This window comes from Moraxella caviae (assembly GCF_002014985.1).
Taxonomy (GTDB): domain Bacteria; phylum Pseudomonadota; class Gammaproteobacteria; order Pseudomonadales; family Moraxellaceae; genus Moraxella; species Moraxella caviae.
In genome coordinates this window covers 1-22,015 of record NZ_MUXU01000081.1, presented here as the reverse complement: position 1 = coordinate 22,015, position 22,015 = coordinate 1, and the positions used below count along the sequence as shown (strand labels likewise).

General features: G+C 47.8%; 22 protein-coding genes and 3 tRNA genes. 16 read left to right on the top strand and 9 right to left on the bottom strand.

All coding sequences use genetic code 11. The features are described 5' to 3' along the window. The first annotated feature begins 132 nt into the window (after positions 1 to 132). From B0181_RS10850 to accD, 10 genes are all read left to right on the top strand, one after another. Positions 133 to 822 (top strand): DUF4230 domain-containing protein, encoded by a 690-nt coding sequence (locus B0181_RS10850; RefSeq protein WP_078277510.1) that lies wholly within the window; start codon positions 133 to 135, stop codon positions 820 to 822. Positions 823 to 915: 93 nt separating this feature from the next. Then, on the top strand, positions 916 to 1,569 hold the full coding sequence (locus B0181_RS10845; RefSeq protein ID WP_078277509.1) for a phosphoribosylanthranilate isomerase: 654 nt from the start codon (positions 916 to 918) through the stop codon (positions 1,567 to 1,569). Between the two features lie 385 nt (positions 1,570 to 1,954). Then, entirely contained in the window at positions 1,955 to 2,704 is a 750-nt protein-coding gene (locus B0181_RS10840) for an SDR family NAD(P)-dependent oxidoreductase (RefSeq protein ID WP_078277508.1), read from the top strand. 30 nt (positions 2,705 to 2,734) lie between these two features. Further along, the gene (locus B0181_RS10835) at positions 2,735 to 3,001 is read left to right on the top strand and encodes a hypothetical protein (protein WP_078277507.1); all 267 of its coding nucleotides are present in this window, start codon (positions 2,735 to 2,737) and stop codon (positions 2,999 to 3,001) included. Continuing rightward, a complete protein-coding gene (locus tag B0181_RS10830; RefSeq protein WP_078277506.1) occupies positions 2,998 to 3,399 on the top strand; it encodes a type II toxin-antitoxin system VapC family toxin in 402 nt (133 codons plus the stop codon). The genes B0181_RS10835 and B0181_RS10830 overlap by 4 nt, the downstream gene beginning before the upstream one ends. An 8-nt stretch (positions 3,400 to 3,407) precedes the next feature. Further along, positions 3,408 to 4,634 (top strand): tryptophan synthase subunit beta, encoded by a 1,227-nt coding sequence (gene trpB / locus B0181_RS10825; RefSeq protein WP_078277505.1) that lies wholly within the window; start codon positions 3,408 to 3,410, stop codon positions 4,632 to 4,634. Between the two features lie 18 nt (positions 4,635 to 4,652). Continuing rightward, positions 4,653 to 4,910: a hypothetical protein gene (locus tag B0181_RS10820; protein ID WP_078277504.1), complete on the top strand. Its 258-nt coding sequence runs from the start codon at positions 4,653 to 4,655 to the stop codon at positions 4,908 to 4,910. After that, entirely contained in the window at positions 4,907 to 5,320 is a 414-nt protein-coding gene (locus B0181_RS10815) for a type II toxin-antitoxin system VapC family toxin (RefSeq protein WP_078277503.1), read from the top strand. Before B0181_RS10820 ends, B0181_RS10815 begins: the two co-directional genes overlap by 4 nt. Before the next feature lie 96 nt (positions 5,321 to 5,416). Beyond that, positions 5,417 to 6,241: a tryptophan synthase subunit alpha gene (gene trpA, locus B0181_RS10810; protein ID WP_078277502.1), complete on the top strand. Its 825-nt coding sequence runs from the start codon at positions 5,417 to 5,419 to the stop codon at positions 6,239 to 6,241. A gap of 208 nt (positions 6,242 to 6,449) precedes the next feature. Continuing rightward, positions 6,450 to 7,340 (top strand): acetyl-CoA carboxylase, carboxyltransferase subunit beta, encoded by an 891-nt coding sequence (gene accD / locus B0181_RS10805; RefSeq protein ID WP_078277501.1) that lies wholly within the window; start codon positions 6,450 to 6,452, stop codon positions 7,338 to 7,340. Positions 7,341 to 7,453: 113 nt separating this feature from the next. Here the strand turns inward: accD and B0181_RS10800 are convergent, their stop codons facing one another. Next, entirely contained in the window at positions 7,454 to 7,801 is a 348-nt protein-coding gene (locus B0181_RS10800; RefSeq protein WP_078277500.1) for a hypothetical protein, read from the bottom strand. 220 nt (positions 7,802 to 8,021) lie between these two features. On the opposite strand from B0181_RS10800, the gene B0181_RS10795 reads away from it, so the two are divergent. From B0181_RS10795 to B0181_RS10785, 3 genes are all read left to right on the top strand, one after another. Next, positions 8,022 to 9,458: a bifunctional folylpolyglutamate synthase/dihydrofolate synthase gene (locus tag B0181_RS10795; RefSeq protein ID WP_078277499.1), complete on the top strand. Its 1,437-nt coding sequence runs from the start codon at positions 8,022 to 8,024 to the stop codon at positions 9,456 to 9,458. 249 nt (positions 9,459 to 9,707) lie between these two features. Then, positions 9,708 to 10,841 carry an SPOR and LysM peptidoglycan-binding domain-containing protein gene (locus B0181_RS10790; protein ID WP_158078972.1) on the top strand — a complete coding sequence of 378 codons (1,134 nt, stop codon included), beginning with the start codon at positions 9,708 to 9,710 and terminating at the stop codon, positions 10,839 to 10,841. 43 nt (positions 10,842 to 10,884) lie between these two features. Continuing rightward, positions 10,885 to 11,394 (top strand): DUF2726 domain-containing protein, encoded by a 510-nt coding sequence (locus B0181_RS10785; RefSeq protein ID WP_078277497.1) that lies wholly within the window; start codon positions 10,885 to 10,887, stop codon positions 11,392 to 11,394. 405 nt (positions 11,395 to 11,799) lie between these two features. Here B0181_RS10785 and B0181_RS10780 read toward each other — a convergent pair whose 3' ends face one another. The 3 genes from B0181_RS10780 to ribA form a co-directional block, all read right to left on the bottom strand. Beyond that, positions 11,800 to 12,243 (bottom strand): c-type cytochrome, encoded by a 444-nt coding sequence (locus B0181_RS10780; protein WP_078277496.1) that lies wholly within the window; start codon positions 12,241 to 12,243, stop codon positions 11,800 to 11,802. A gap of 443 nt (positions 12,244 to 12,686) precedes the next feature. Beyond that, a complete protein-coding gene (gene hemF, locus B0181_RS10775; RefSeq protein ID WP_078277511.1) occupies positions 12,687 to 13,661 on the bottom strand; it encodes an oxygen-dependent coproporphyrinogen oxidase in 975 nt (324 codons plus the stop codon). Between the two features lie 95 nt (positions 13,662 to 13,756). Beyond that, positions 13,757 to 14,347, bottom strand: a complete 591-nt coding sequence (ribA, locus tag B0181_RS10770) for a GTP cyclohydrolase II (protein WP_172462095.1) — start codon at positions 14,345 to 14,347, stop codon at positions 13,757 to 13,759. A gap of 429 nt (positions 14,348 to 14,776) precedes the next feature. Here ribA and B0181_RS10765 point away from each other — a divergent pair, with 429 nt between their 5' ends. The 3 genes from B0181_RS10765 to B0181_RS12475 all read left to right on the top strand — a co-directional run bounded on the left by B0181_RS10765 (position 14,777) and on the right by B0181_RS12475 (position 18,671). Beyond that, positions 14,777 to 16,894, top strand: coding sequence for a 1-deoxy-D-xylulose-5-phosphate synthase (locus B0181_RS10765; protein ID WP_078277494.1), 2,118 nt, complete (start codon positions 14,777 to 14,779; stop codon positions 16,892 to 16,894). Between the two features lie 434 nt (positions 16,895 to 17,328). Then, the gene (locus tag B0181_RS10760) at positions 17,329 to 18,162 is read left to right on the top strand and encodes an inositol monophosphatase family protein (RefSeq protein WP_078277493.1); all 834 of its coding nucleotides are present in this window, start codon (positions 17,329 to 17,331) and stop codon (positions 18,160 to 18,162) included. Positions 18,163 to 18,539: 377 nt separating this feature from the next. Further along, positions 18,540 to 18,671, top strand: a complete 132-nt coding sequence (locus tag B0181_RS12475; protein WP_278044954.1) for a hypothetical protein — start codon at positions 18,540 to 18,542, stop codon at positions 18,669 to 18,671. 153 nt (positions 18,672 to 18,824) lie between these two features. Here B0181_RS12475 and B0181_RS10755 read toward each other — a convergent pair whose 3' ends face one another. The 5 genes from B0181_RS10755 to B0181_RS10735 form a co-directional block, all read right to left on the bottom strand. Further along, the gene (locus B0181_RS10755) at positions 18,825 to 20,198 is read right to left on the bottom strand and encodes a WS/DGAT/MGAT family O-acyltransferase (RefSeq protein WP_078277492.1); all 1,374 of its coding nucleotides are present in this window, start codon (positions 20,196 to 20,198) and stop codon (positions 18,825 to 18,827) included. Positions 20,199 to 20,399: 201 nt separating this feature from the next. Next, a complete protein-coding gene (locus B0181_RS10750) occupies positions 20,400 to 21,215 on the bottom strand; it encodes a thiazole synthase (protein WP_078277491.1) in 816 nt (271 codons plus the stop codon). 297 nt (positions 21,216 to 21,512) lie between these two features. After that, positions 21,513 to 21,588, bottom strand: a tRNA-His gene (locus B0181_RS10745). A gap of 34 nt (positions 21,589 to 21,622) precedes the next feature. Beyond that, a tRNA-Arg gene (locus B0181_RS10740) sits at positions 21,623 to 21,699 on the bottom strand. A 67-nt stretch (positions 21,700 to 21,766) separates the two neighbouring features. After that, positions 21,767 to 21,843 (bottom strand) — tRNA-Pro (locus tag B0181_RS10735). Positions 21,844 to 22,015: the final 172 nt, after the last annotated feature.

The following is a 22,015-nucleotide window of genomic DNA, read 5'->3' as shown; positions in this document are numbered from 1 at the left end:
ATCTACTACAGCCCCTTTTTAAAACTTTGAAATTGTGAAACTTCACAACTTCACAACTTTAAAACCTTGCAACGATTTGATAACTTTTATCTAGCCACAACCAACCATCAGCCATGAACATGGGGGAAATTTATGAAAACTCACCGCTTTGCTTTTTTAAATGCTGCTCACACCAAAGAGCGTGGCGTGTCGGCATTTCATTTGGCGCTTTTATTGATTGTGCTGATTACCGTTGGCGTGTTTGGTTATCGGTATTGGTGGCAGGCAGGCGAGCCGAATGTGCGCACCATCACTACCGATGGCGTGGTGCATGAAATTCAAAAACTTGCGCGGCTTGAGACGGTGGCGTTTAGCGTGGATACGGTCATCACCGCCCAAAAAGACGGCACATGGCAAAGGCTGTGGCAGGACGAGCAAAAGGGCATTTTTATCGCGCGTGGGCGTGTGCTGGCTGGTGTGGATTTGTCCAAGATTTCCGCTGAGATGGTGCAGGTGAATTATCCAGATAAAGCGAGCGAAAACGCTGCGCCGCACATTATGATTACGCTGCCGCCAAGTGAAGTTTTTGAAGTGTTTTTGGACGACATTGAAGTGTACGATTGGCAAACGGGGCTGTTTGGCGTGGTGGATAACGACCCTAAAATTTTGGCGAATGCGCAAACCGCCGCCAAGTCTGAAGTGCTGCAAAAAGCGTGCGCTGGCGATGTGATGAATTTGGCGCTTGTCAATGCCAGCGAGCAGGTGCAAGCCTTGTTTGCCTTGACAGGGGCGAGCGTGGAAGTGGCAACGCAAGGCGCAGGTGCGTGTCGTTTTGGGCGTTGATACACTTTTGAGTGTTGATGGCAGTGCCAGCCAAATATGGCAAAATCAAACGCAATAAATTGATAAAGCGTAAACCTATAAAAAGGATAAAAAATGGCTAAGGTGAAATTTTGCGGCTTGACACGCATTGAAGATGTGCGTCTGGCAGGCGAGCTGGGCGCAGATGCGATGGGGCTGGTATTTTATGACAAAAGTCCGCGCGCGGTGTCTATTGACGTGGCAAAACAGCTGGCAGCAGCAGCCCCAGCTTATATGACGGTGGTGGCACTGGTGGTGAATATGGCGCAAGATGTGCTTGAAAATTTGGCGAGTGAAGTGGCGTTTGATGTGGTGCAATTTCACGGCGATGAGACGGCGGACGAATGCCGAGCGATGGCGCAGGCGGTGGGCAAACGCTGGTATAAGGCATTGCGAGTGCAGCCGAGCGACACCACCGAGTCGCTGCTTGCCAAGATTGACGAGCTAAAAAATGCAGGCGCGGCGGCGGTGCTGCTGGATGCGTATCACCCTGATAAATTTGGCGGCACAGGCGAGCAGTTTGACTGGCAAAAAATTCCCAAAAATTCGCCTTTGCCCATCATTTTGGCAGGCGGCTTGACCAGTGATAACGTGGCGGCAGCCATCGCCCAAACGAGCGTCTATGCCGTAGATGTCAGCGGCGGCATTGAGCTGGCAAAAGGCGTGAAATGCGCTCAAAAAATGGCGGATTTTATGAAAGAATGCGAGAAAGAAGCTAGTAAAGTGTAAGATTTGTACTGATGATGGAAAGTTTGGGCGTGTTGTGAGTGCAATTTACTAATGTAATAAAAGTTATCAATGTAACAAAATAATCAATAAACTGTAAATTTTTATTGACTTTGCTCATTAACTGACGTAAATTCAAAAAATCTGAAAAATGACAAAATTCGATAAGATGTTTTAAAAAGCATTTGAGCGTTTGTTGGCGTGCCTTGATTGTGATACCGCAGGATTTGTGGCATAATCAAAGCAGTGTTTTAAGCCAATTCTTAAAATCAAATCACAAGCCCAAGCAAAGCCGTACGTTTTTATTAAATTGCCTTTGGTGGCTTAGGGCGAATAAACGGTTTGCAATTTAAAATTAAGTTTAAAATCAGTGAGTTGAAGGATTATTATGAATATTTTGGTTACAGGTGTTACGTCAGGGTTTGGCAAGCAAATTGCGGCAGATTTTATCGCGGCAGGGCATACGGTTGTTGGCACAGGCAGACGCGCGGATAAATTGGCGCAGCTGCAGCAAGAGCTTGGCGAGCGATTTTTGCCGCTTGGCTTTGATGTGGCGGACAAAGACGCAATGGCGGTGGCGTTTGACAGCTTGCCTGCTGATTTTTTGCCAAATATTGATGTGCTGGTGAATAATGCTGGGCTGGCGTTGGGGCTTGAGCCTGCGCACCAAGCGGATTTGGGCGATTGGCAAACGATGATTAACACCAACACGCTTGGGCTTGTGAATGTAACGCACGCCATTTTACCGCACATGGTTGCCAAGAATGATGGCTTGATTATCAATATTTCATCAACGGCGGGCAATTATCCGTATTTTGGGGCGAATGTTTATGGCGCAACCAAGGCGTTTGTTACGCAGTTTAGCTTGAATTTGCGTGCTGATTTGCTCGGCAAAAATGTGCGCGTGAGTAACGTAGAGCCGGGGCTTTGCGGCGGTACAGAATTTAGTAACGTGCGCTTTAAGGGCGATGACGATAAGGCAAGCAAAGTGTACGAAAATGTGCAATTTGTCAGCCCAAAAGACATCAGCGACATTGTGCTGTGGCTTGCCAATCAGCCAAAACACGTCAATATCAACCGCCTAGAAGTCATGCCAACCGCGCAAACTTTCGCAGGTTTGACGGTGTATAAGGGGTGATGTTGCCCAAGATTGATAAAATGGGAGCGTATGATGCAAGTTACGCAAATCACATTGCAAGCAAGCCCGTCTATTGCTGGCAATATATTGGAATATCTAAATAGTTTTTCAAAAAATGATGTAAAAATTGTCGCAAAGCAGGAAGTTGCTTTTGATGCGCCTTTGGATGTAAAAGAGCGGCTGGATATTTCACAAATGGGCGGCATTTTAGCACAATACACAGACAGACCCATCAGTGATGATGAAATCCAAGATGCCATCACGCAAGGCATGATGGGTAGGGCTTATCCAAAATGACGACTTATGTGATTGACACCAATGTTTTGTTGCGTTATTTGCTAAGAGATGATGAGCGCCAGTATCAGCTCGCTAAGCCGTATTTTATATCCAAACAGCACAATTTATACTTGCCAATTCACGTGCTGTGTGAAGCGGTTTGGTTTATCAAGCACCGACTGAAAGTGCCACGTTGTGCAATCGCTGCGTTGTTGACCGATTTGGTGGCGTCAGACAATGTGATAACAGAGAAAAACAGTTTTGATCAAGGCATTGCCTTTTTACAAAATGGCGGTGATTTTGCCGATGGTGTGATTGCGGATTTTGTGTGTCATCTTGAAGATGCTGTCTTGCTGACTTTTGATAAAAACGCCAGCAAAATTGCCGATAAATTTAATATTACGAATGAATTATTATAGGAAGTTTTATGAGTACTCAAAACCCAAGCAGTGTTGCTGACTTCACCCAATTCCCCACCGCTGATGGACATTTTGGTGTGCATGGCGGACGCTTTGTGTCTGAAACCTTGATGAAGGCATTAGAAGAGCTGGAGCAGATTTATCTGACTGCCAAAGCCAATCCTGCGTTTTGGGACGAGTTTTTGGCGGATTTGAGCGATTATGTGGGTCGTCCTACGCCGCTTTATTTGGCGCAGCGTTTGACGGACGAAGTAGGCGGTGCCAAGATTTACCTAAAACGTGAAGATTTAAACCACACAGGCGCGCACAAGGTAAATAACACCATCGGTCAGGCGCTGCTTGCCAAAATGGTCGGCAAAAAACGTGTGATTGCCGAGACTGGCGCAGGGCAGCACGGCGTGGCAACGGCAACAATCGCGGCACGTCTTGGCTTAGAATGCGTGGTGTACATGGGCGCAGACGATGTGGAGCGCCAAAAAATGAACGTGTACCGTATGCGACTTTTGGGTGCGAAGGTCGTGGCGGTAACGTCTGGCTCACGCACGCTCAAAGATGCGATGAACGAAGCCATGCGAGACTGGGTCGCCAACGTGGATAACACCTACTACATCATCGGCACGGTGGCAGGGCCGCACCCTTATCCACTGCTTGTGCGTGATTTTCAGGCGATTATCGGACGTGAAGCCAAGGCGCAGCACCTTGACAAAGAAGGTAAGCTGCCTGATGCGCTGGTCGCTTGCGTGGGCGGCGGTTCAAATGCCATTGGGCTGTTTTATGAGTTTTTGAACGACAAAGACGTGGCGATTTTTGGGGTGGAAGCAAATGGCTTGGGGCTTGATACGCCAAACCACGCTGCACCTTTACAAGCAGGGCGTGTGGGCGTGCTGCACGGCAATCGCACCTATTTGATGGCGGACGATGACGGGCAAGTGCTTGGCACGCATTCCATCTCAGCAGGGCTTGATTATCCGGGCGTAGGGCCTGAGCATAGTTTCTTGAAGGACGCTGGACGTGTAACTTATGTAGGTGCAACGGACGAAGAAGCGCTGGCGGCATTTCGTACTTTGACACGCACCGAAGGCATTATCCCTGCGCTAGAAAGCTCGCATGCGGTGGCGTATGGGCTAAAACTTGCCAAAACGCTTGGTAAAGATAAATCCATCATCATCAACCTATCAGGGCGTGGCGATAAAGATTTGCACACGGTGATGAGCGTTGATGGGATTGAGATTTGATAAAATCTAGGGAAAATCATGAAAACATTGCACATTACCGCAACGGCAAATGATGTGGTGATTGAACAGCTAAAAACCATCATAGAAAACTTTGCTGGGCAGCAAGACAAAGCCGAGAGTATTGCCATCAAAACCGAATTGGCGCAGCCGATGGTTTATGATGACATTCGTCAATTAAAAGGCATTTTAAACACCCATTATCCAAAGCCTTTGAGCGATAGCGATATTGAAAATGGTATCGCTCAAGGCGCAGCGCAAAGAGCGATGATGTTATGAAGCAAGTTTTCGTGGTGGATACGAATGTGTTGCTGCGTTATTTTCATAGTGATGATAAACAGCAAACCCAACTGGTAACGCCTTATTTTGAAAATCCAAATCATCAGCTCGTCATCACATCAGAAGTTTTGTGCGAGTTGTATTGGGTGTTAAAAAAGACCATGAAAGTGGACAATATGGTCATTTTATCTATCATGCTGACTTTGTTGAATTTGCCAAACATTCATATTGTCAATGCGCCAGCGGTCAAATTTGCCTTAAATTTTTTGCAAGCCAATGGCGATTTTGCCGACGGTATCATCGCTTATCAAGCCACGCAATTTGATAAGGCAAGATTATTAACCTTTGATAAAAAAGCCCAAAAAATCGCCCAAAATCACAATGTTTTGATAGAAAATCCAGCGTCTTAGAAGACCAACCAAAAAGCCAAATTTACCATCTTTTCACCACGTTTTTTAGCGCAACCATCGCAGTGCAAACATTTTAGTAAAACAACGGAAAAAACCATGCAAAGCAGAATTGAAAAAACACTTGCCAATCTGAAATCTCAAAACAAAAAAGCCCTAATTCCTTACATCATGGCAGGCGATCCTACGCCATCTGTTACCGTGCCGCTTTTGCATAAATTGGTGGCGCATGGTGCGGACGTGATTGAGCTCGGCTTGCCGTTTTCTGATCCGATGGCGGACGGTCAGACCATCGCTTTGGCAGACGAGCGTGCGTTGGCGGGCGGTACTAGCACACGCCAAGCCATTGAAATGATTAAAGAATTTCGTAAAACCAACACCACCACGCCAGTTTTGGTGATGGGTTATCTAAACCCTGTGGAGATGCTTGGCTATGATAAATTTGCCGCCTTGTGCAAAGACGCAGGCATTGATGGCGTGCTGCTGGTGGACTTGCCGCCCCAAGAAGCAGGCGATTTTCCAAAGGCGCTACAAGCGGACGACACCAATCCCATCAACCAAATTTTCCTGCTGTCGCCCACCACCACCGATGAGCGCACCGACAGCGTCATCAAAAACTGCAGCGGCTTTATTTACTATGTGTCGGTCAAGGGCGTTACAGGCGCGGCAAGCCTAGACGTGGACGAAGTGAACGCCCAAATCGCACGCATCAAGGCAAAAACCGACATTCCTGTGTGCGTGGGCTTTGGCATTAAAGACGGCAAATCGGCAAAAGCGCTGGCAAGCGTGGCAGATGGCGTGATTGTCGGCTCAGAGCTGGTGAAAAACTTTGCTGAATGTGGCACAGACGAGCAAAAAATTACGCAAGCGGTGGATAGGCTGCTTGCCAAGATGGACGAGCTGCGTGCAGCGATTGATGGTTGAGTGCATGAATGATGGGTTTGGCAAATTAAAAACAGGCAAGATAAAAATTGATTTGCCAAATTCAATTTACAAGTGTAAACTATCGCAATCAACACTCTAAAATACACGCTTATCGTTCACCGCTTGGCTGATTTAAGTTCGGCTGATTTAAGCCTGACTATTTGAGCTGGTTATTTGAGCGATGTGCGTAAATTTGACAGGAATTTTCATGACAACATCAACCGCCAACGAAACCGCCGAGCCAACCATCTGGCTAAACCGTGCCGTGCCGGGCATTAAGCAAGACCGTGCGCCTGCGCTGTCGGCTGTGGACACCGAGCCATCGACCGAATGCCCAAATTGCCGTTCCATCACCACAAACACGTCTTTGATTTTCAATCAGTACGTTTGCCCTGATTGCGATCATCATTTGACGATGGGCGCGCGCCAGCGTTTGCAGTGGTTTTTTGATGGCGCCGCGGTGGAGCTGGGGCAAGAATTTCAAGCGGGCGATCCGCTAAAATTTGTGGATTCTAAGCCGTATCCTGAGCGCATGACGCAGGCGCAAGAAGCCACAGGCGAGAGTGAAGCCTTGGTGGTGATGGCAGGCAAGTTGGGTGCGCTTGATGTGATTGCTTGCGCTTTTGATTTTAAATTCATGGGCGGCTCAATGGGTTCTGTGGTGGGCGATCGCTTCGTGTTGGCAGCTGAAAAAGCACTTGCTGAGCGTAAGCCTTTGGTGTGCTTTGCTGCCAGTGGTGGCGCGCGTATGCAAGAAGGGCTTTTGTCGCTGATGCAGATGGCGCGTACGTCAGCGGCGATTGAGCGCTTGCGCTTGGCAGGCGTGCCGTATGTGGTGGTGCTGACCAATCCTGTGTACGGCGGCGTAACAGCAAGTCTTGCTATGCTGGGCGATGTGCATATTGCCGAGCCAAAGGCGATGATTGGCTTTGCAGGCAAGCGTGTGATTGAGCAGACGGTGCGTGAAGTGCTGGACGAGCCGTTTCAACGCGCTGAATTTTTGCTGGAAAAAGGCACGGTAGATATGGTGGTGCATCGCCATGAGCTGATTGCCACTGTGCAAAGAATTTTGGCAAAACTCACCAAAGCTGCGGCTTGATTGACAAAATATAAAAATAGCCGTCCAGCTGTGGACGGTTTTTTACTGCAATGGTTGCTTGTGGAATAAAAAAAGCCTTTCGTTGTGAAAGGCTTTTATGATGTGTGATTGGGTTAATAGGCGCAGAATGTGATATTGTCGTAGGTTCCTTCATTGCCAAAGGGGTGTAGCGTGATTTTATAAGTACCTTTGGTTTTGATAAAATAAACCCATTCACTCCCTGCCTCGTGATATACTTTACGACCTTTTGGATCTCTTACTATTGGATTGGCATAACGGTTTCTAATCTCCAAAGTTTGTCCTGCGCCCAGACCTAATGTAAAAGTTCTCCCTGCATAATTTCCACTAAAACTACCACAGTAACTGCCCTTAGCAAATTTGATCGGTGTTACTTTGGCAAAACTTGGCGTAGTCAATGCCAACAAACTAGCAGCTAATAAAATCTTACTCATTTGCTTCATACAATTTACTCCTGCAAAAAAGTTGCAAGATTAGTTTAACAAAAATCGGGGGGGGGGGTAAAGGGTTTTAAATATTTTTTTATATGTTTTGGATTGTGATTTGTCTTGTATAAGGCAACAGACTGTTCAAAACGTGATAGTAAAATTTTAAATCGCGCTTTTTATTCCCAAAATCTGGCAAAACAAGTACAATACGCGCTAAATTTGACGAGAAAATTCCATGCAATATTCAGCCGAAAATAACGCAGACCACTTGACATCGCCCCAGTCATTATCCAAGCCATCATCTAAGTCGCCAACTAAGTCATCGCCACGAAAATCGCTTAGCGAGTGGCTAGAATACATCGGCAGCATTCATGTGTCCGCCATCGACATGGGGCTTGAGCGTGTGTTGCCTGTTGCTAGGCGTTTGGGCTTGCTTGGCGCAAAAATTGGCGACAGCGATAAAAAACCGTTCGTTTTTACGGTGGCAGGCACGAATGGTAAAGGCTCAACCACCGCCACCATCGCAGCGATTTGTAAAGCTGCTGGGCTAAAAACCGCGCTGTATCAGTCGCCGCATTTGGTGTCTTTTACCGAGCGTGTGCGCATTGATGGCGCAGAAGCCAGCAGTGATGAGTTGATTGCTGCTTTTGAAGCGGTGGAGCAGGCGCGCCTTGATGAAGGACTGTCGTTGTCGTTTTTTGAGATGACGACACTTGCCGCATTGCTGATTTTTAAGCAGGCAAATTGCGATGTGTGGGTGCTGGAAATTGGGCTGGGCGGCAGGCTGGATGTGGTGAATATCATTGAACCTGATGTGTGCGTGATTACCAATGTTGGCATTGACCACACCGACTGGCTGGGTGATGACATTGAGAAAATTGGCGCAGAAAAAGCAGGCATTATCCGCAAGCATAGTAAGGTGATTTTGGGTGCGCAAACTTTGCCAGACAGCGTGTATCAGATTGCCCAAAGCCTGAATGCGCAGACGTATCAGCTGGGCAAGGATTATGCCGTGTGCGATGAAAGGGCGGATTTTTGGTATTATTCATCGCAATCTTTGACGTGCAAATTACCAAAACCGCGCCTGTCGGTGCAAAATGCCGCCAATGCGGTGAGCGCTGTCATCGCAAGTGGCTTGCCCATCAGCACTAAGCAGCTGGCGCAGGGCTTATCCGTGGTGCGCTTGGCAGGGCGATTTGATGAGCGAGTGATAAAGGGGCGGCGCTGGCTGTTTGATGTGGCGCATAATGATCATGGCTTGGCGTTTTTGTTGGCGCAATTTTTACCGCATTGGCAAGCGCACAAGGCAAAATATCCGCAAGCCAAGCTGCACACGGTGTTTTCTATGCTGGGCGATAAAGACGTGGGCAAGGTGCTGTCTTTGCTGCAGGCGCACATTGATGCTGACGATGGCGTGTCGGCAGAATTTAGGGTGGCGGATTGGCACGTTGCGGCGATTGACCATGTGCGTGCCATGCCGCTGGACGCTGTCATTGCAAATATGACAACGCATTTAAATTTGCCCAAAATTCACACTTACGACACGCTTGATGCAGCCAGCCAAGGCGCAATATCGGCAAGCGATGAGCAGGATTTGATTTTGGTGTTTGGCTCGTTTCACACCATTGGCGAGACCTTGCTTGCGCTTGGTGAAGCGAGCATTGCGGCTTGATGGCTTGTGCAAATTGGTGCTTGATGGGCGTTTGGTGGGCAAATTTGTTGTAATTTTGCAACAAAAGATGTTTTGCTATTGACAGCTGAAATTAAAGAGTATATTTTTAAGTGTTATAGTTAAAATATTGAACCGATTTAATATTGAGTTGATTGGGCGATGTTGGGATTTGGCGCTGGGAAAACGGCAAATTCCAAAACAAAAACATAAACGCAGCATAATAAGCGTTTGACTGATGGATTTATGGCGATGATTTCAAAACAATTACTTTTGGGGCTTTTATTGATGGCAGGCGGTGGCGTGGTGCTGTTTGCTGTGGCGAATAATAATGACGAACCTGCGCCAGTTGAAACCAGCGCACCAGAAGAGAAAAAGCCTGAAGTGGCGCGCCCTGTGGTGCAGCCATTGACCGCTGATGTCAAGACTGAAGAGCGCAAACTTGCCCAAAAGCAAAAAGAGCGTGAAGCCAGAAATGCACGCATGGCACAAGAAGCCGAAGAGCTGCTAAAAGAGCAGGAAAAAGCTCGTGTGCTGGCGCTTGATAAAGCAAGAATCGAAGCTAATGGCGGCCGCAGCGAAGTGGACGTGAGCAGCGACAGTGCGGCACGCAGTGAGCTGATCGCTGCGCCTGCGGTACAAACTCGCCCAGAAGCCATCGAAGCGCGTAAAGCTGCTGAAGAAGCTGCCAAGAAAAAAGCCGAAGAAGCACGCCAAGCCCAAGAAGCCAAAAACGCCAAGTCTGAGCAAAATCCGCCAGCCCAAGACAAATCTAAAGCCAGCACCGAAGATAAAAAAGCCAAGCCTGAGCCTAAAAAATCTACCAAGGCAGGCGAGCATACCATTGAAGCAGGTGATAATTTGGCACGTCTGGCAAGCCGCTATGGCGTGTCGGTTACAGCGATTGCGCAGGCGAATAAAATCAGCACCACCACCACGCTGCAGCTTGGGCAAGTACTAAAAATTCCATCGTCATCGCAAGTGGCAGCACTGGAAAAACAAGCCGCTCAAGCCAAAAAGAGCGAGCAAAAAAACAGCAAGCCAAAAGACGAGAAAGCCAAAGACAGTAAAGCTGAAAATACAAAAGACAATAAAAAATCCGAAGCAAAAACGGACGCCAAAAAAGACGATAAAAAGTCGAACGCAGCTGGCGCAACTTACAGCGTACAAGTGGCACTATCCCCTGACAAAGACAAGATTGATGATATCGTCAAAAAATACCGCGCGGCAGGTTATTCGGTCAGTACAAGCCAGACCAGCCGTGGGCTAAGGGTGCTTGTGGGTTCGGAAAACTCGTATGACGATGCCAATGCGCTGCGTGGCAAAATCGCAAACGATGGGCGAGTGGACTCAAGCGGCGCATTCGTCAAGAAAATGACCCAATGACAGACTTGCGGCTTTCTTTTAAAAACAACGCTGGCGAAGTGCAATGACTGATTTTATGTGGCTTGTGCTTGGTTTGGCGTTGTTTTTTGCGCTGATTGCGTGGCTGTTTCGTCCAAAAACTAAGCAGGTGCGTGGCGATGAGCTGGCGGTGTGGCCGTTTGAGCCGATGCCGATTATGACCGACAGTGAAGTGCTGTTTTTTCATAAATTGCGCCAAGCTGTGCCAGAGTTTTTGGTGTTTAGCCAAGTGCAGCTGTCGCGTGTGATTGAGCCGAGCGCAGAAGCTGGCAGCGACCGCGCGTTTTGGTTTAACCGTGTGTGTCGTCAGAGCATTGATTTTGTGCTGGTGCATCAAGATTGCCAGACGGTGCTTGCCGCCATTGAGCTGGACGATTGGACGCATGACAGCACCGCCCGCCAAAAACAAGACGCCAAAAAGGACAAGGCGCTTGCTAGCGCAGGCATTCCCATCATTCGCTTTCACGCCGAAGCCATGCCAAGCCGTGAGCTGATTCGCCATGACGTGCTAGAGACGCTCAGACGATTTGGGTGATTTTTGGGTTGTCTTATAAAGCGATAATCCGTTTGCTGTTGATGGTGTGTAAGTTGCACTTCTCTTAAAAATCTCAATAAATTCAAATACTTAAAATAAGCTCGTGGCTGGGTTGAGCTTGCGAAAACCCAATGTTTAGAATGCAATTTATCACATGGAATGTTGGGTTGTGCTGTCGCTAAACTCAACTTGCACTAAACTGGATTGAGTGAAGTTTGTAAGTTGGGTTGAGCGGAGCAAAAACCCAACAAATCCAAAAAGTTATCCAAATATATTAGGTGGTAATCAACCTAATATTTTGTGGGAAAATATCAAAACAAAACCCACGCCGCAACATAAATTTAGCAGCGTGGGTTTTATCATATCAGCAACTCATAGCTTAAACGCTACAAAACCGCTGGCGGATTATTTTTTAAATTCTTTATGGCACGCACCGCAGCTTTCGCCCATTTTGCCATAAGCAGCTTCAATGTCTGAAGTTTGCGTGGCGTTTGCTGCAGCGGCAACCAACTCATTAGCGGCAGCGTCAAAAGCGTCTGCTTTGGCTTTAAAGCCTGCTGCGTCCGTCCATACGTTATCCAAAGAATCACCACCTTTGTCCGCTTCATTGGCAAAATGCGCCCACATTGCTTCGGTGCCGCTGGCGATGAATTCGGCTTGCTCTTTGAAAGCAGCTGCGTCAAAGTTGGCTGGATTTTCTACCATGCCTTTTAGAATGTCATTCGCACCGCGCCAGTCTTGCATGGCGTCTTGGCGAGCTTTTACGGCAGCTGGCTCATTGCTGGTGCTGCTGCAGGCGGTCAGGGTTAGGGCGGTTGCGATGGCAGCAACTAGGGTAAATTTTTTCATAGCTTCCTCATCGGTGGCTGGTTAATGGTAAAATGGTTGGTTGGGTGTTTTATCACAAAAACCTGATGACAATCACAATGCAGCAAATATAAAAAAAGGCGATCCAAGGATCGTCTGTTTAAGAGCTGTTTGGTGCGATTGGTTTTGGTTTGTTTTTGCTGTGATTTTGCGTGCAAATTGAGAATCAAATTGAGAATCGAGTTGAGCAAATTTTACCCAAGCCATAACTGATTAACTATACCACAGCGATGCCATTGACTCAACTATTTTGCCGTGATGATTACAATTTTCTACAACAACACATACAAACGGCAACGCAAGATGAGCAAAAACAACACCTAAATTTTGTCAAATCAATCGCCAACCAATAAAAGCCGTGCAACAAAAATCGGTGTAACGAAAAAAGCGGCACAACGAACCGCACCGCTTTTTAAAACGTCAAATTAGACGTTCAAGCCAAGCCAATCTGTCGGCTTTAAGAAAGTGTTCGTCAGCTCGTATTCAGCACTGCCCACAGGCGGCTCGTAGCGGTACGCCCAGCTTGCCAAAGGCGGCATACTCACCAAAATCGATTCGGTGCGCCCGTTGGACTGCAAACCAAACAGCGTGCCACGGTCGTACACCAAATTATACTCCACATAGCGGCCACGGCGATACAGCTGAAAATCACGCTGCGCTTTAGTGTAAGGCGTGTGCTTGCGTGCTTCAAAAATCGGCAAAATGCCGTCAAGATAGCCTTGTCCAACCGCCTGCATGAAAGCAAAACACCGCTCAAAACTCCAGCCTGTGCTGTGCGTGTTCACATCGTCATAAAACAGACCGCCCACGCCGCGCGTTTCTTGGCGGTGTTTTAGATAAAAATACTCATCGCACCACGTTTTGTATTTGGTGTAGACATCATCGCCAAACGGTGCGCATAAATCAAAAGCCGTGCGGTGCCATGCCACCACGTCTGACATCACAGGGTAAATCGGTGTCAAATCAAAACCACCGCCAAACCACCAAATCGGCTCGCTGCCATCAGCAGGTGTGGCAACAAACAAGCGCACGTTGGCGTGGCTGGTGGGAACGTGCGGATTTTTTGGGTGAATGACGAGCGACACGCCCATCGCCTGAGCCTTTGCGCCAGCGAGTTGCGGGTGGCGTTCGGTGGCGGACGCAGGCAATTTATTGATGTGAATGTGGCTAAACATCACACCGCCTTTTTCAATCACCACGCCATCAGACAGCACGCGCGAGATGCCGCCACCGCCCTCGGGGCGTTGCCATCCATCGCTGATGAATTTGGCGTGGCTGCTGCCATCAGTGCCGCCTGCCGCTTCTTGGGCTTCAAGGGCGCTGCAAATGCGAGCTTGTAAATCAAGCAAAAAAGTACGGACGTTTTGGATTTGTTCGCTGACGCTTGCGGTCTGAGTCATTGAAAAGTCCTTATTTGGTTTGATGAATTTGGCAAAAAATTGACAAAAGTTTGGCGAAAAATTCGGCAAGCGACACGCTGGTATTAAAAAACCAATCATTCGCTGTGAATCATATGCCCCATTTTTTCTTCTTTGACATCAAGATAGTCTTGGTTGTGCGGATTGACGCCCACCACCAGCGGAATGCGCTTGACGACATCAATGCCATGTTTTGTTAAATCATTGATTTTATTTGGGTTATTAGTCATTAGAGCAACTTGCGTAACGCCCACAGACGCCAGCATATCTTTGCACATTTCATAAGTGCGTGCGTCCGCTGGCAAGCCGAGCAATAAATTGGCTTCTAGCGTGTCATGCCCTTGGTCTTGTAGGGCGTAGGCGCGGATTTTATTGGTCAGCCCAATGCCACGGCCTTCTTGGCGCAGGTATAAAATCGCCCCTGTGCCATGCGCTTGAATCGCTTTCATGGCGGCGTTTAGCTGGGGGCCACAGTCGCATTTGAGCGATGAAAAAGCATCGCCTGTCAGGCATTCAGAATGCACACGCACAATCGGCAAAGCGTCTGTTTGGCTGGGTAAGCCCACGCTTAGCATGATGTGTTCTTGTCCTTCGTCATTTTCAAAAACATGAATGTCAAATTCGCCATGCGCCGTTGGCAGTTTGGCTTTGCTGATGAATCGGTACAAAATTTGCCCCAGTTTTTCTAATTTTTGGTAATTTTGATGGTTTAAAAAGCTAATGGTTTAAAAAAGTTGACGGTTTAAAATTTAATCATATTTTAAGAATTAAACCACGTCAAAATAAATTCGTTCGTTCAATTTGGCTGTCAAATGCGATTTATCAAGCGTGTTTGGTGCGTCAAAACGCCAAATCATGCGATGAGCGTTTGCCGAAAGTTGGCAAATATTGCTAAATTGTAACGCTTGATAGAAATCTTTTGGCTTAAGCTAAAAATACATGGTGTTTGTCTAGCAAATTTAAAGCCCATCTTGTAAAATAGTCGCATGACAATGATAAACGTGCTATTATGCCACATTTGCTGTTATTGCGACAAATTTTATCATTGCACACCATAATAACAACCAAATATCACTGTTTTAACATCGTGTAGCCCAATGCCACAGACAAGCCCAGTACGCACCGCCAAAAATTTTTGTGAAATTCCCACACAAAGACCTGACACGCCCATTTTGGATCGTGTGGATTCGCCTGCCGATTTAAAAGGGCTGTCTTGCGATGAGCTTTTGCAGCTTGCTGATGAGTTGCGAGAATTTTTGCTGTATTCTACGGGCGTGAGCGGCGGGCATTTTGGCGCAAATTTGGGCGTGGTGGAGCTGACCATCGCACTGCACACGGTGCTAAACGCCCCAAAAGACAAGCTGGTGTGGGACGTGGGGCATCAAGCCTATGCGCACAAGGTTTTGACAGGGCGGCGTGAGCGTTTGCCGAGCATTCGTGCCAAAGATGGCTTGACGGCATTTCCAGAGCGCACTGAGAGCGAGTACGACACCTTTGGCGTGGGGCATTCGTCCACGTCCATTTCGGCGGCGCTGGGCATGAGCTTGGCGGCAAGACTGCGTGGCGATGACAGCCGTGTGGTAGCGGTGATTGGCGATGGGGCGATGACAGGCGGCATGGCGTTTGAAGCGATGAATGATGCGGTGCAACAAAACGCCGATTTGACCGTGGTGCTCAACGACAACGATATGTCCATTTCGCAGGCGATTGGCGGTTTTTCTCGCCATTTGGCGAAGCTGTGGCAGCGTGGCTTGGCGATGGATATTGATAAGCACGGCAATATCTTGATGACCAAGCGCAAAATCAGCACGGACGATCGCCGTGTGCGCCATTATTTGCACATGGCAAACGATGCGTTTGGGGATTTTTCTGGCAAATTGCCGAGCAAACTTGGCGATAAGCTGAGCGAAACCATCGGCAGTTTGCTTGGTAAAAACGCACCGTCTGCGCCATTGCCTGATAAAATTGCCAAAAAATTGGCGGATAAATTATTTGCTGACAATCTGTTTAAGGCGATTGGTTTTACTTATTTGGGCCCGTTTGATGGGCATGATTTGCCAAAACTTTTGACGGTGTTTGAGCGTGCCAAGCAACTAAAAGGTGCGGTGCTGATTCATGTGCATACGGTGAAGGGCAAGGGATTTTTGCCAGCTGAAGCTGACCCAATCGGTTATCATGCCATTGGTAAATTGCCAAAATCCGCCAAGTGCGACAATGTGCCAGCCGCTGCTCAAGCGCAGCCTGCCAAGAAATATTCTGATATTTTTGGTGAATGGCTGTGCGACACCGCTTATGCACAGCCGAATTTGACCGCCATCACCCCTGCGATGTGCGAAGGCTCTGGCATGGTGGGTTTTGCGGCAAAATTTCCTGAGCGTTTTTTTGACGTGGCGATTGCCGAGCAGCACGCAGTTACGCTGGCGGCAGGCATGGCGACCAACGGCATTAAGCCTGTCGTGGCGATTTATTCCACCTTTTTACAGCGTGGCTACGACCAGCTGATTCATGATGTGGCATTGCAAAATCTGGACGTAACTTTTGCCATTGACCGTGCTGGACTCGTGGGCGAAGATGGCGCAACGCACGCTGGCGTGTTTGATTTGGCGTTCATGCGCTGCGTGCCAAATATGCTCATCGCTGCGCCATCAGATGAGCATGAGTGCTATCATCTTTTGAATGCGTGCTATGCGTATCAAGGCGTGGCGGCGGTGCGTTATCCGCGCGGTCAAGGCGTGGGGCGCACGATTGACAAAGACAGTGATGAGCGTTTTGAGATTGGCAAGGCGCGTGTGGCTTGGCGTTCGGATAATTGGCAAAATGCACGCACCAAACTTGCGATTTGCGCTTTTGGCACACGTTTGCATGACGCTTTGGCAGCGGCAAAACGCTTGGCGAGTGAAGGTTTGGCAAATGAAGATGTGGCGGTGTGCGTGGCAGATATGCGCTGGGTGAAGCCGCTAGATAGTGCGCTGCTTGATGCTTGGCTTGACGATGGCGTAACGCACATTGCCACTGTAGAAGAGCACCAAATCGCAGGCGGTGCAGGCTCAGCGGTGAGCGAATATGTGGCGCAGGCAGATAAACTGGTGCGTGTGCGTCATTTGGGTATTGGTGATGAATTTGTGGCGCACGCCAGCCACGCCGAGCAATTAAAAGCGTGCGGCTTGGACGAAGATGGTATTTATCGCAGCCTTGAGCGGTTTATCAAGTCTTGAGTGGTTTTGGGCTGTGTTTTATCAACTTAAATTCAACGACTTGCTATAAAAACGTTGGGTTACGCTTCACTAACCCAACTTACAAGCTGAGCAAATCTAAGTTAGGTATGTAGGTTGGGTTGAACGAAAGTGAAAACCCAACATGATTTTAAAACTCGTTTTGAAATATTGGGCTGCGTTTCGCTCACCCAACTTACAGGATTGCCAGATAAATCAATCCGACATTTTAGATTTTTCTGCGCCTTAGGCAGGCGTGGTGATGTTCTTAACATTATTGTTTTTATTGTTTTGTGTGGTTTGATGTGTTTGGCGTGCGGTGAATGAGCTTGACTGTGTTCACTTGCCAAACTGACAAACACCGCCAAGCATTCAATCAACGGCTTATCTTTTAAGCAAATTTAAGCAAATTTACAATCCGAAAGTTAAGGTGAATTATGGAACCTATGGTAGTCATCGCTTCGCAAGTGGCGAAAAAAGTTGGTTATGAGATTTTGCGTGCGCACGAAAATCGCCATCGCATTGATTTGGCGGTGGAGTCAAAGGGTTTGGACGGCTTGGTAACAAGAATCGATCGCTATGCCGAAGAGCTGACGATTTCTTTGCTTAAAGAAAGCTATCCAAACCATTCGTATTTGGGCGAAGAATTTGGCTTGCAAGAAGGTAAGGGCAGCGATGCTGAGTGGTGCTGGGTGATCGATCCTTTGGACGGCACACAAAACTTTGTGCATGGCGTACCGCATTTTTGTGTGTCCATCGCCGTGCAGCACAAGGGCGTAACCGAGCATGGCGTGGTGTACGATCCTGTGCGTGATGAGCTGTTCTTTGCCAGCCGTGGTCGTGGCGCGCGCCTAAATCAGCGCCGTTTGGCGGTGTCTGAGCGCAAAACCATCGATGGCGGTCTGTTCACCACAGGTCATCCGTACGAGCGCATGGTGGGCGAAGTGCGCACAAGTTTTGCACGCCAGCATTTTGCCAGCCTGCAAGCCATCTGTGAAAATGGCGGTCAAGTGCGCCGTTTTGGTTCGGCGGCGCTGGATTTGTGCTATGTGGCGGCAGGGCGTTTTGATGGCTATTTTGAAATGTCATTAAAACCTTGGGACGTGGCGGCAGGCGAGCTGATTGTCAGCGAAGCGCGCGGCGTGGTGGTGGATCATCACGGTGCGCCAAATGCGATGACCACAGGTTCGGTATTTGCTTGTAACGTCAAGCTGCTCAAGCCTTTGATGCAGCTGGTTGTGCCGACGTGGGAAAATGCGTTGGTGAAATAACCGTTTTTAAATCATTCTTGATTTGCTTTAAAAAAACTGCGCTTGGCGTTTGCTGGGTGTGGTTTTTTGTTTGGTTTTTGCCATTAAATTTTTGTCATTTGGTTTGCTGAATATTTTTAAGCGAAGCCAAAAATCTTACCAAAAACTTACCCTAAATTTGCTTTATTCTTACGCATTTGGCGTACGATGACAAGATGATGAAAATGTGTCAAGTTGTGTCAATTAGGAAACATCTGTTTACACTTTATCGGGGGTTTTGGGCAAATTTTGCTTGTGTACATCTGTAAACTTGCGTTACACTATCCATCAACGAAAACAATCCCATTTAACGAACAATTTATTTATAAATACGCAGCCAGCGAAAAAGCGAGCAAGTTATGAAAACATCAGCAAAGATTTTTGAAATGAACGTTTTGTCAAAAGGTCAAGAAAAGCCAATCACCAGCGAAATGATCGCACAGGCGCTTGCCAAGTTGGCAGGCGAAGCAAGTATGCTAAAAGCGGCATAATCGCTAAGTTTAAATCCAAGTGTTTTTGGGCGGTGCGTTTATTGACCGCAAAATGCTTGGTAGAGTTTCTCCAAAGGGTTAAAAAGTCAGGTTTGCGCCTGACTTTTTATTTTTTGGGATTTGCTAAAGTTGATTTATCGGATTGTTTTGACTTTATTTGAGCAAGGCTGTCAGTCTGTCCAGCTCATTTTGCATAAATTCAAGCAGGCGTTCACTGTTTGGCAAGGCGTCGCTGCACGCTGTAATGCCAACGTCAATGGTGTTTTGAAAATTGGTCAGCGTGATGTTCAGTGCTTGACCATCAAACAGCACGGACGCAGGGAAAATGCCCGTCAGCCGTGCGCCATTCAGATACAGCGGACGATCCATCGCAGGAACGTTTGAAATGATGAGATTAAAGGCTTGGCGTGTGGGGTGCGCACGTGTGATGAGATTAAGCCCAGCCCAACCGTAAATCAGCGCGCTGTAATTGATGATTTGCGCTTGATTCATGCGTGCAAAGCGGCGTTTACCGTCATCAATGCTGCTTTTGATGGTGGCAAGGCGTGCCATCGGGCTGTCCAAATGCGTGCCAAGATTGGTAAGCAAAAAGGAAATTTGATTGCCAAGTGCGCTTTTATCCTTGCGCAGGCTGACAGGCACAAAGGCGCTTAACGGCTTGTCTGGCAAGGCGTTTTGGCTTAGTAAATACTCACGCAACGCACCAGCGCACACCGCCAAAATCACGTCATTGGTGGTTGTGCCAAAATGCTCAGCAATGCGCACAAAGCGTGATTTGTCAAAAGATTGCATGGCAAGCTGGCGCGCGCTGCCGATGCGCTGATTGAGCATGGATTTTGGCGTGTCAAAGGTACTAAGCACGCTGGTGTCGCTGCGTTTTAAAAGACTGCGCCAAATCTCACTGCACACAGGCTTAATCGTGCCAAGCTGTTCTTTGATGATGTGCCAAGCGGGCTTGTGTATGGGTAAAAGTGCATCAATTTGGTTGCGGTTTTTGGTGGTGAGCGACCAAAACGGCAGCAAAGTACGCTCATCTGGCGATTCACAAAGCGACAACTGCAATAAACGCATCGCCGCAATGCCGTCCGCCATCGCATGATGGATTTTCACATAAATGGCAAAGCGTGGCGGTGCGCCGTCTTTTTCTGGCGCTAAGCCTTCAATCAAATGAAATTCCCACAACGGACGACTGCGATCAAGCATTCGCCCATGCTCACGAGAAATGTACGCCATCAATGCCGTCATGCTGCCACGACCGCTTGCGTCCGTAGGCAGGGCAACGTGATGAAAATGGTGCGACAAGTCAAAATTATCGTCCGTATCCCAAAATCCAAAGCGGCGCAGCACCTGATTAAACGGAAAACTTGGCGTAAATTTGCCGTCATAGATTTGCTTGACGAGCTGACCGACAAAATCATCGTGCGCAGTGCTTGGCTGCTCAAAAATGCACAAACCAGCAACATGCATGGGCTGTTTGCGATTTTCTAACAATAAAAAAAGACGATCAACGACACTGAGTGAGCGCACCAAGATTCCTTAGAATGGGTGAATTTAAGTTATGGCGGTTGGTATTTGTGGGTTTGGGCGGTTCGGCTGTTTGCTGGTGAAATTTGGCGATGCTTGATGGTTTGGCAATGGAATGAAAGCCAACGAATTGTTAAGCCTTTAAACCATTGGTCTGTAAATCATCAAGCTGCCAAACTCACGCTTATGCCATAAAATCAGCAATCAGCGGAAAAAATAGCCCGTTTGTGGTGAGCTTGCCACCGCCATTTTACGCATGGGCATTCTGCCTGCCAAGAAGGCTTGTCGTCCTGCGATGACGGCATTTTTCATCGCCTGCGCCATCAAAACAGGATGCTGTGCATAAGCGATGGCAGAATTCATCAGCACGCCATCACAGCCAAGCTCCATGGCGATTGCTGCGTCCGATGCTGTGCCGACCCCTGCGTCCACCAGCACAGGCACTTTGGCGTTTTCAATGATGATGCTAAGCGTATGGCGGTTTAATAAACCTAATCCAGAGCCAATCAAGCTGCCAAGCGGCATGATAGCAACGCAGCCCATGCTTTCCAATTCTTGGGCGACAATGGGATCGTCTGATGTATAAACCATCACATCAAAGCCATCATCAATCAGCGTGCGTGCTGCCGACAGCGTGGCAGTTACGTTTGGATACAGCGTGTTTTCATCGCCCAGCACTTCTAATTTTACCAAATTATGCCCATCAAGCAGCTCGCGCGCCAGCTGGCAAGTGCGCACGGCACTCTCAGCGTCAAAGCAGCCTGCGGTGTTTGGCAAGATGGTGTATTTTGTTGGAGAAATTACGTCCAAAAGGTTTGGCTCGTCTTTGTGCTGACCGATGTTGGTGCGGCGAATGGCAACGGTTACAATCTCGCTGCCGCTGGCACTGATGGCTGCGTCAGTTTGCGCTAAGTCCTTGTATTTGCCTGTGCCGACCAGTAGGCGAGATGAAAAAGTGCGTGAGCCAATGGTGAATTTGTCATCGGCTGGCGAATATAGGGTGTTGTTTGTGGTGTTCATAATGTTATAGTTGTTGCTAGGATTAAGAATTGGTTTGAATGTGTTACACACTGCGCCAAAAATGAGTAATTCTTATGAGTAATGGCACAAATGCACGCCATAGTATAGCAAATTTTTGCGTTAAAAATTAAAAAAGGGCGCAAAATTTTGCCAAAATTGATTAAAAATTGCTCAAAAGGGCGGCGGAGCGTGATGATCGGCTTGGCGAGTGCGTTTGAAATTGATAGATGGAATTATTGATGGCTGGGCATTTGACAAAAACAAAAAAGCCCGCAATCAATGCAGGCTTTAGGAAAATGGGGCGATTAATGGGACTCGAACCCACGACAACCGAGATCACAACCCGGGGCTCTACCAACTGAGCTATAACCGCCATAATACACCATCAGGTGAAAAAAGCAGGCAAATGGCGCGCCTGGCAGGATTCGAACCTGCGACCACCCGCTTAGAAGGCGGATGCTCTATCCAACTGAGCTACAGGCGCTCTAGTGGCTGTTGGTTCACGCTCGTTTACCAACAAAAAAAGCCATAAAGGCTTTAACTTCAAAAAGTGGTCGGAGTGGAGGGATTCGAACCCCCGACCCTCTGGTCCCAAACCAGATGCGCTACCAAGCTGCGCTACACTCCGAATTTTCTCGTTGGCGTTCACTTTATCGTGTCTGCCGTCGTTGTGGTGCGTATAATACAGCCAAGCCGCCATTGTGTCAACCATAATTTTTAAAAAAATTGCATAAAGTTTATAAGCTATTGATTTTATTATGATTATTTTTTAAAATTTTTCTGATTGCTCATGATAAATT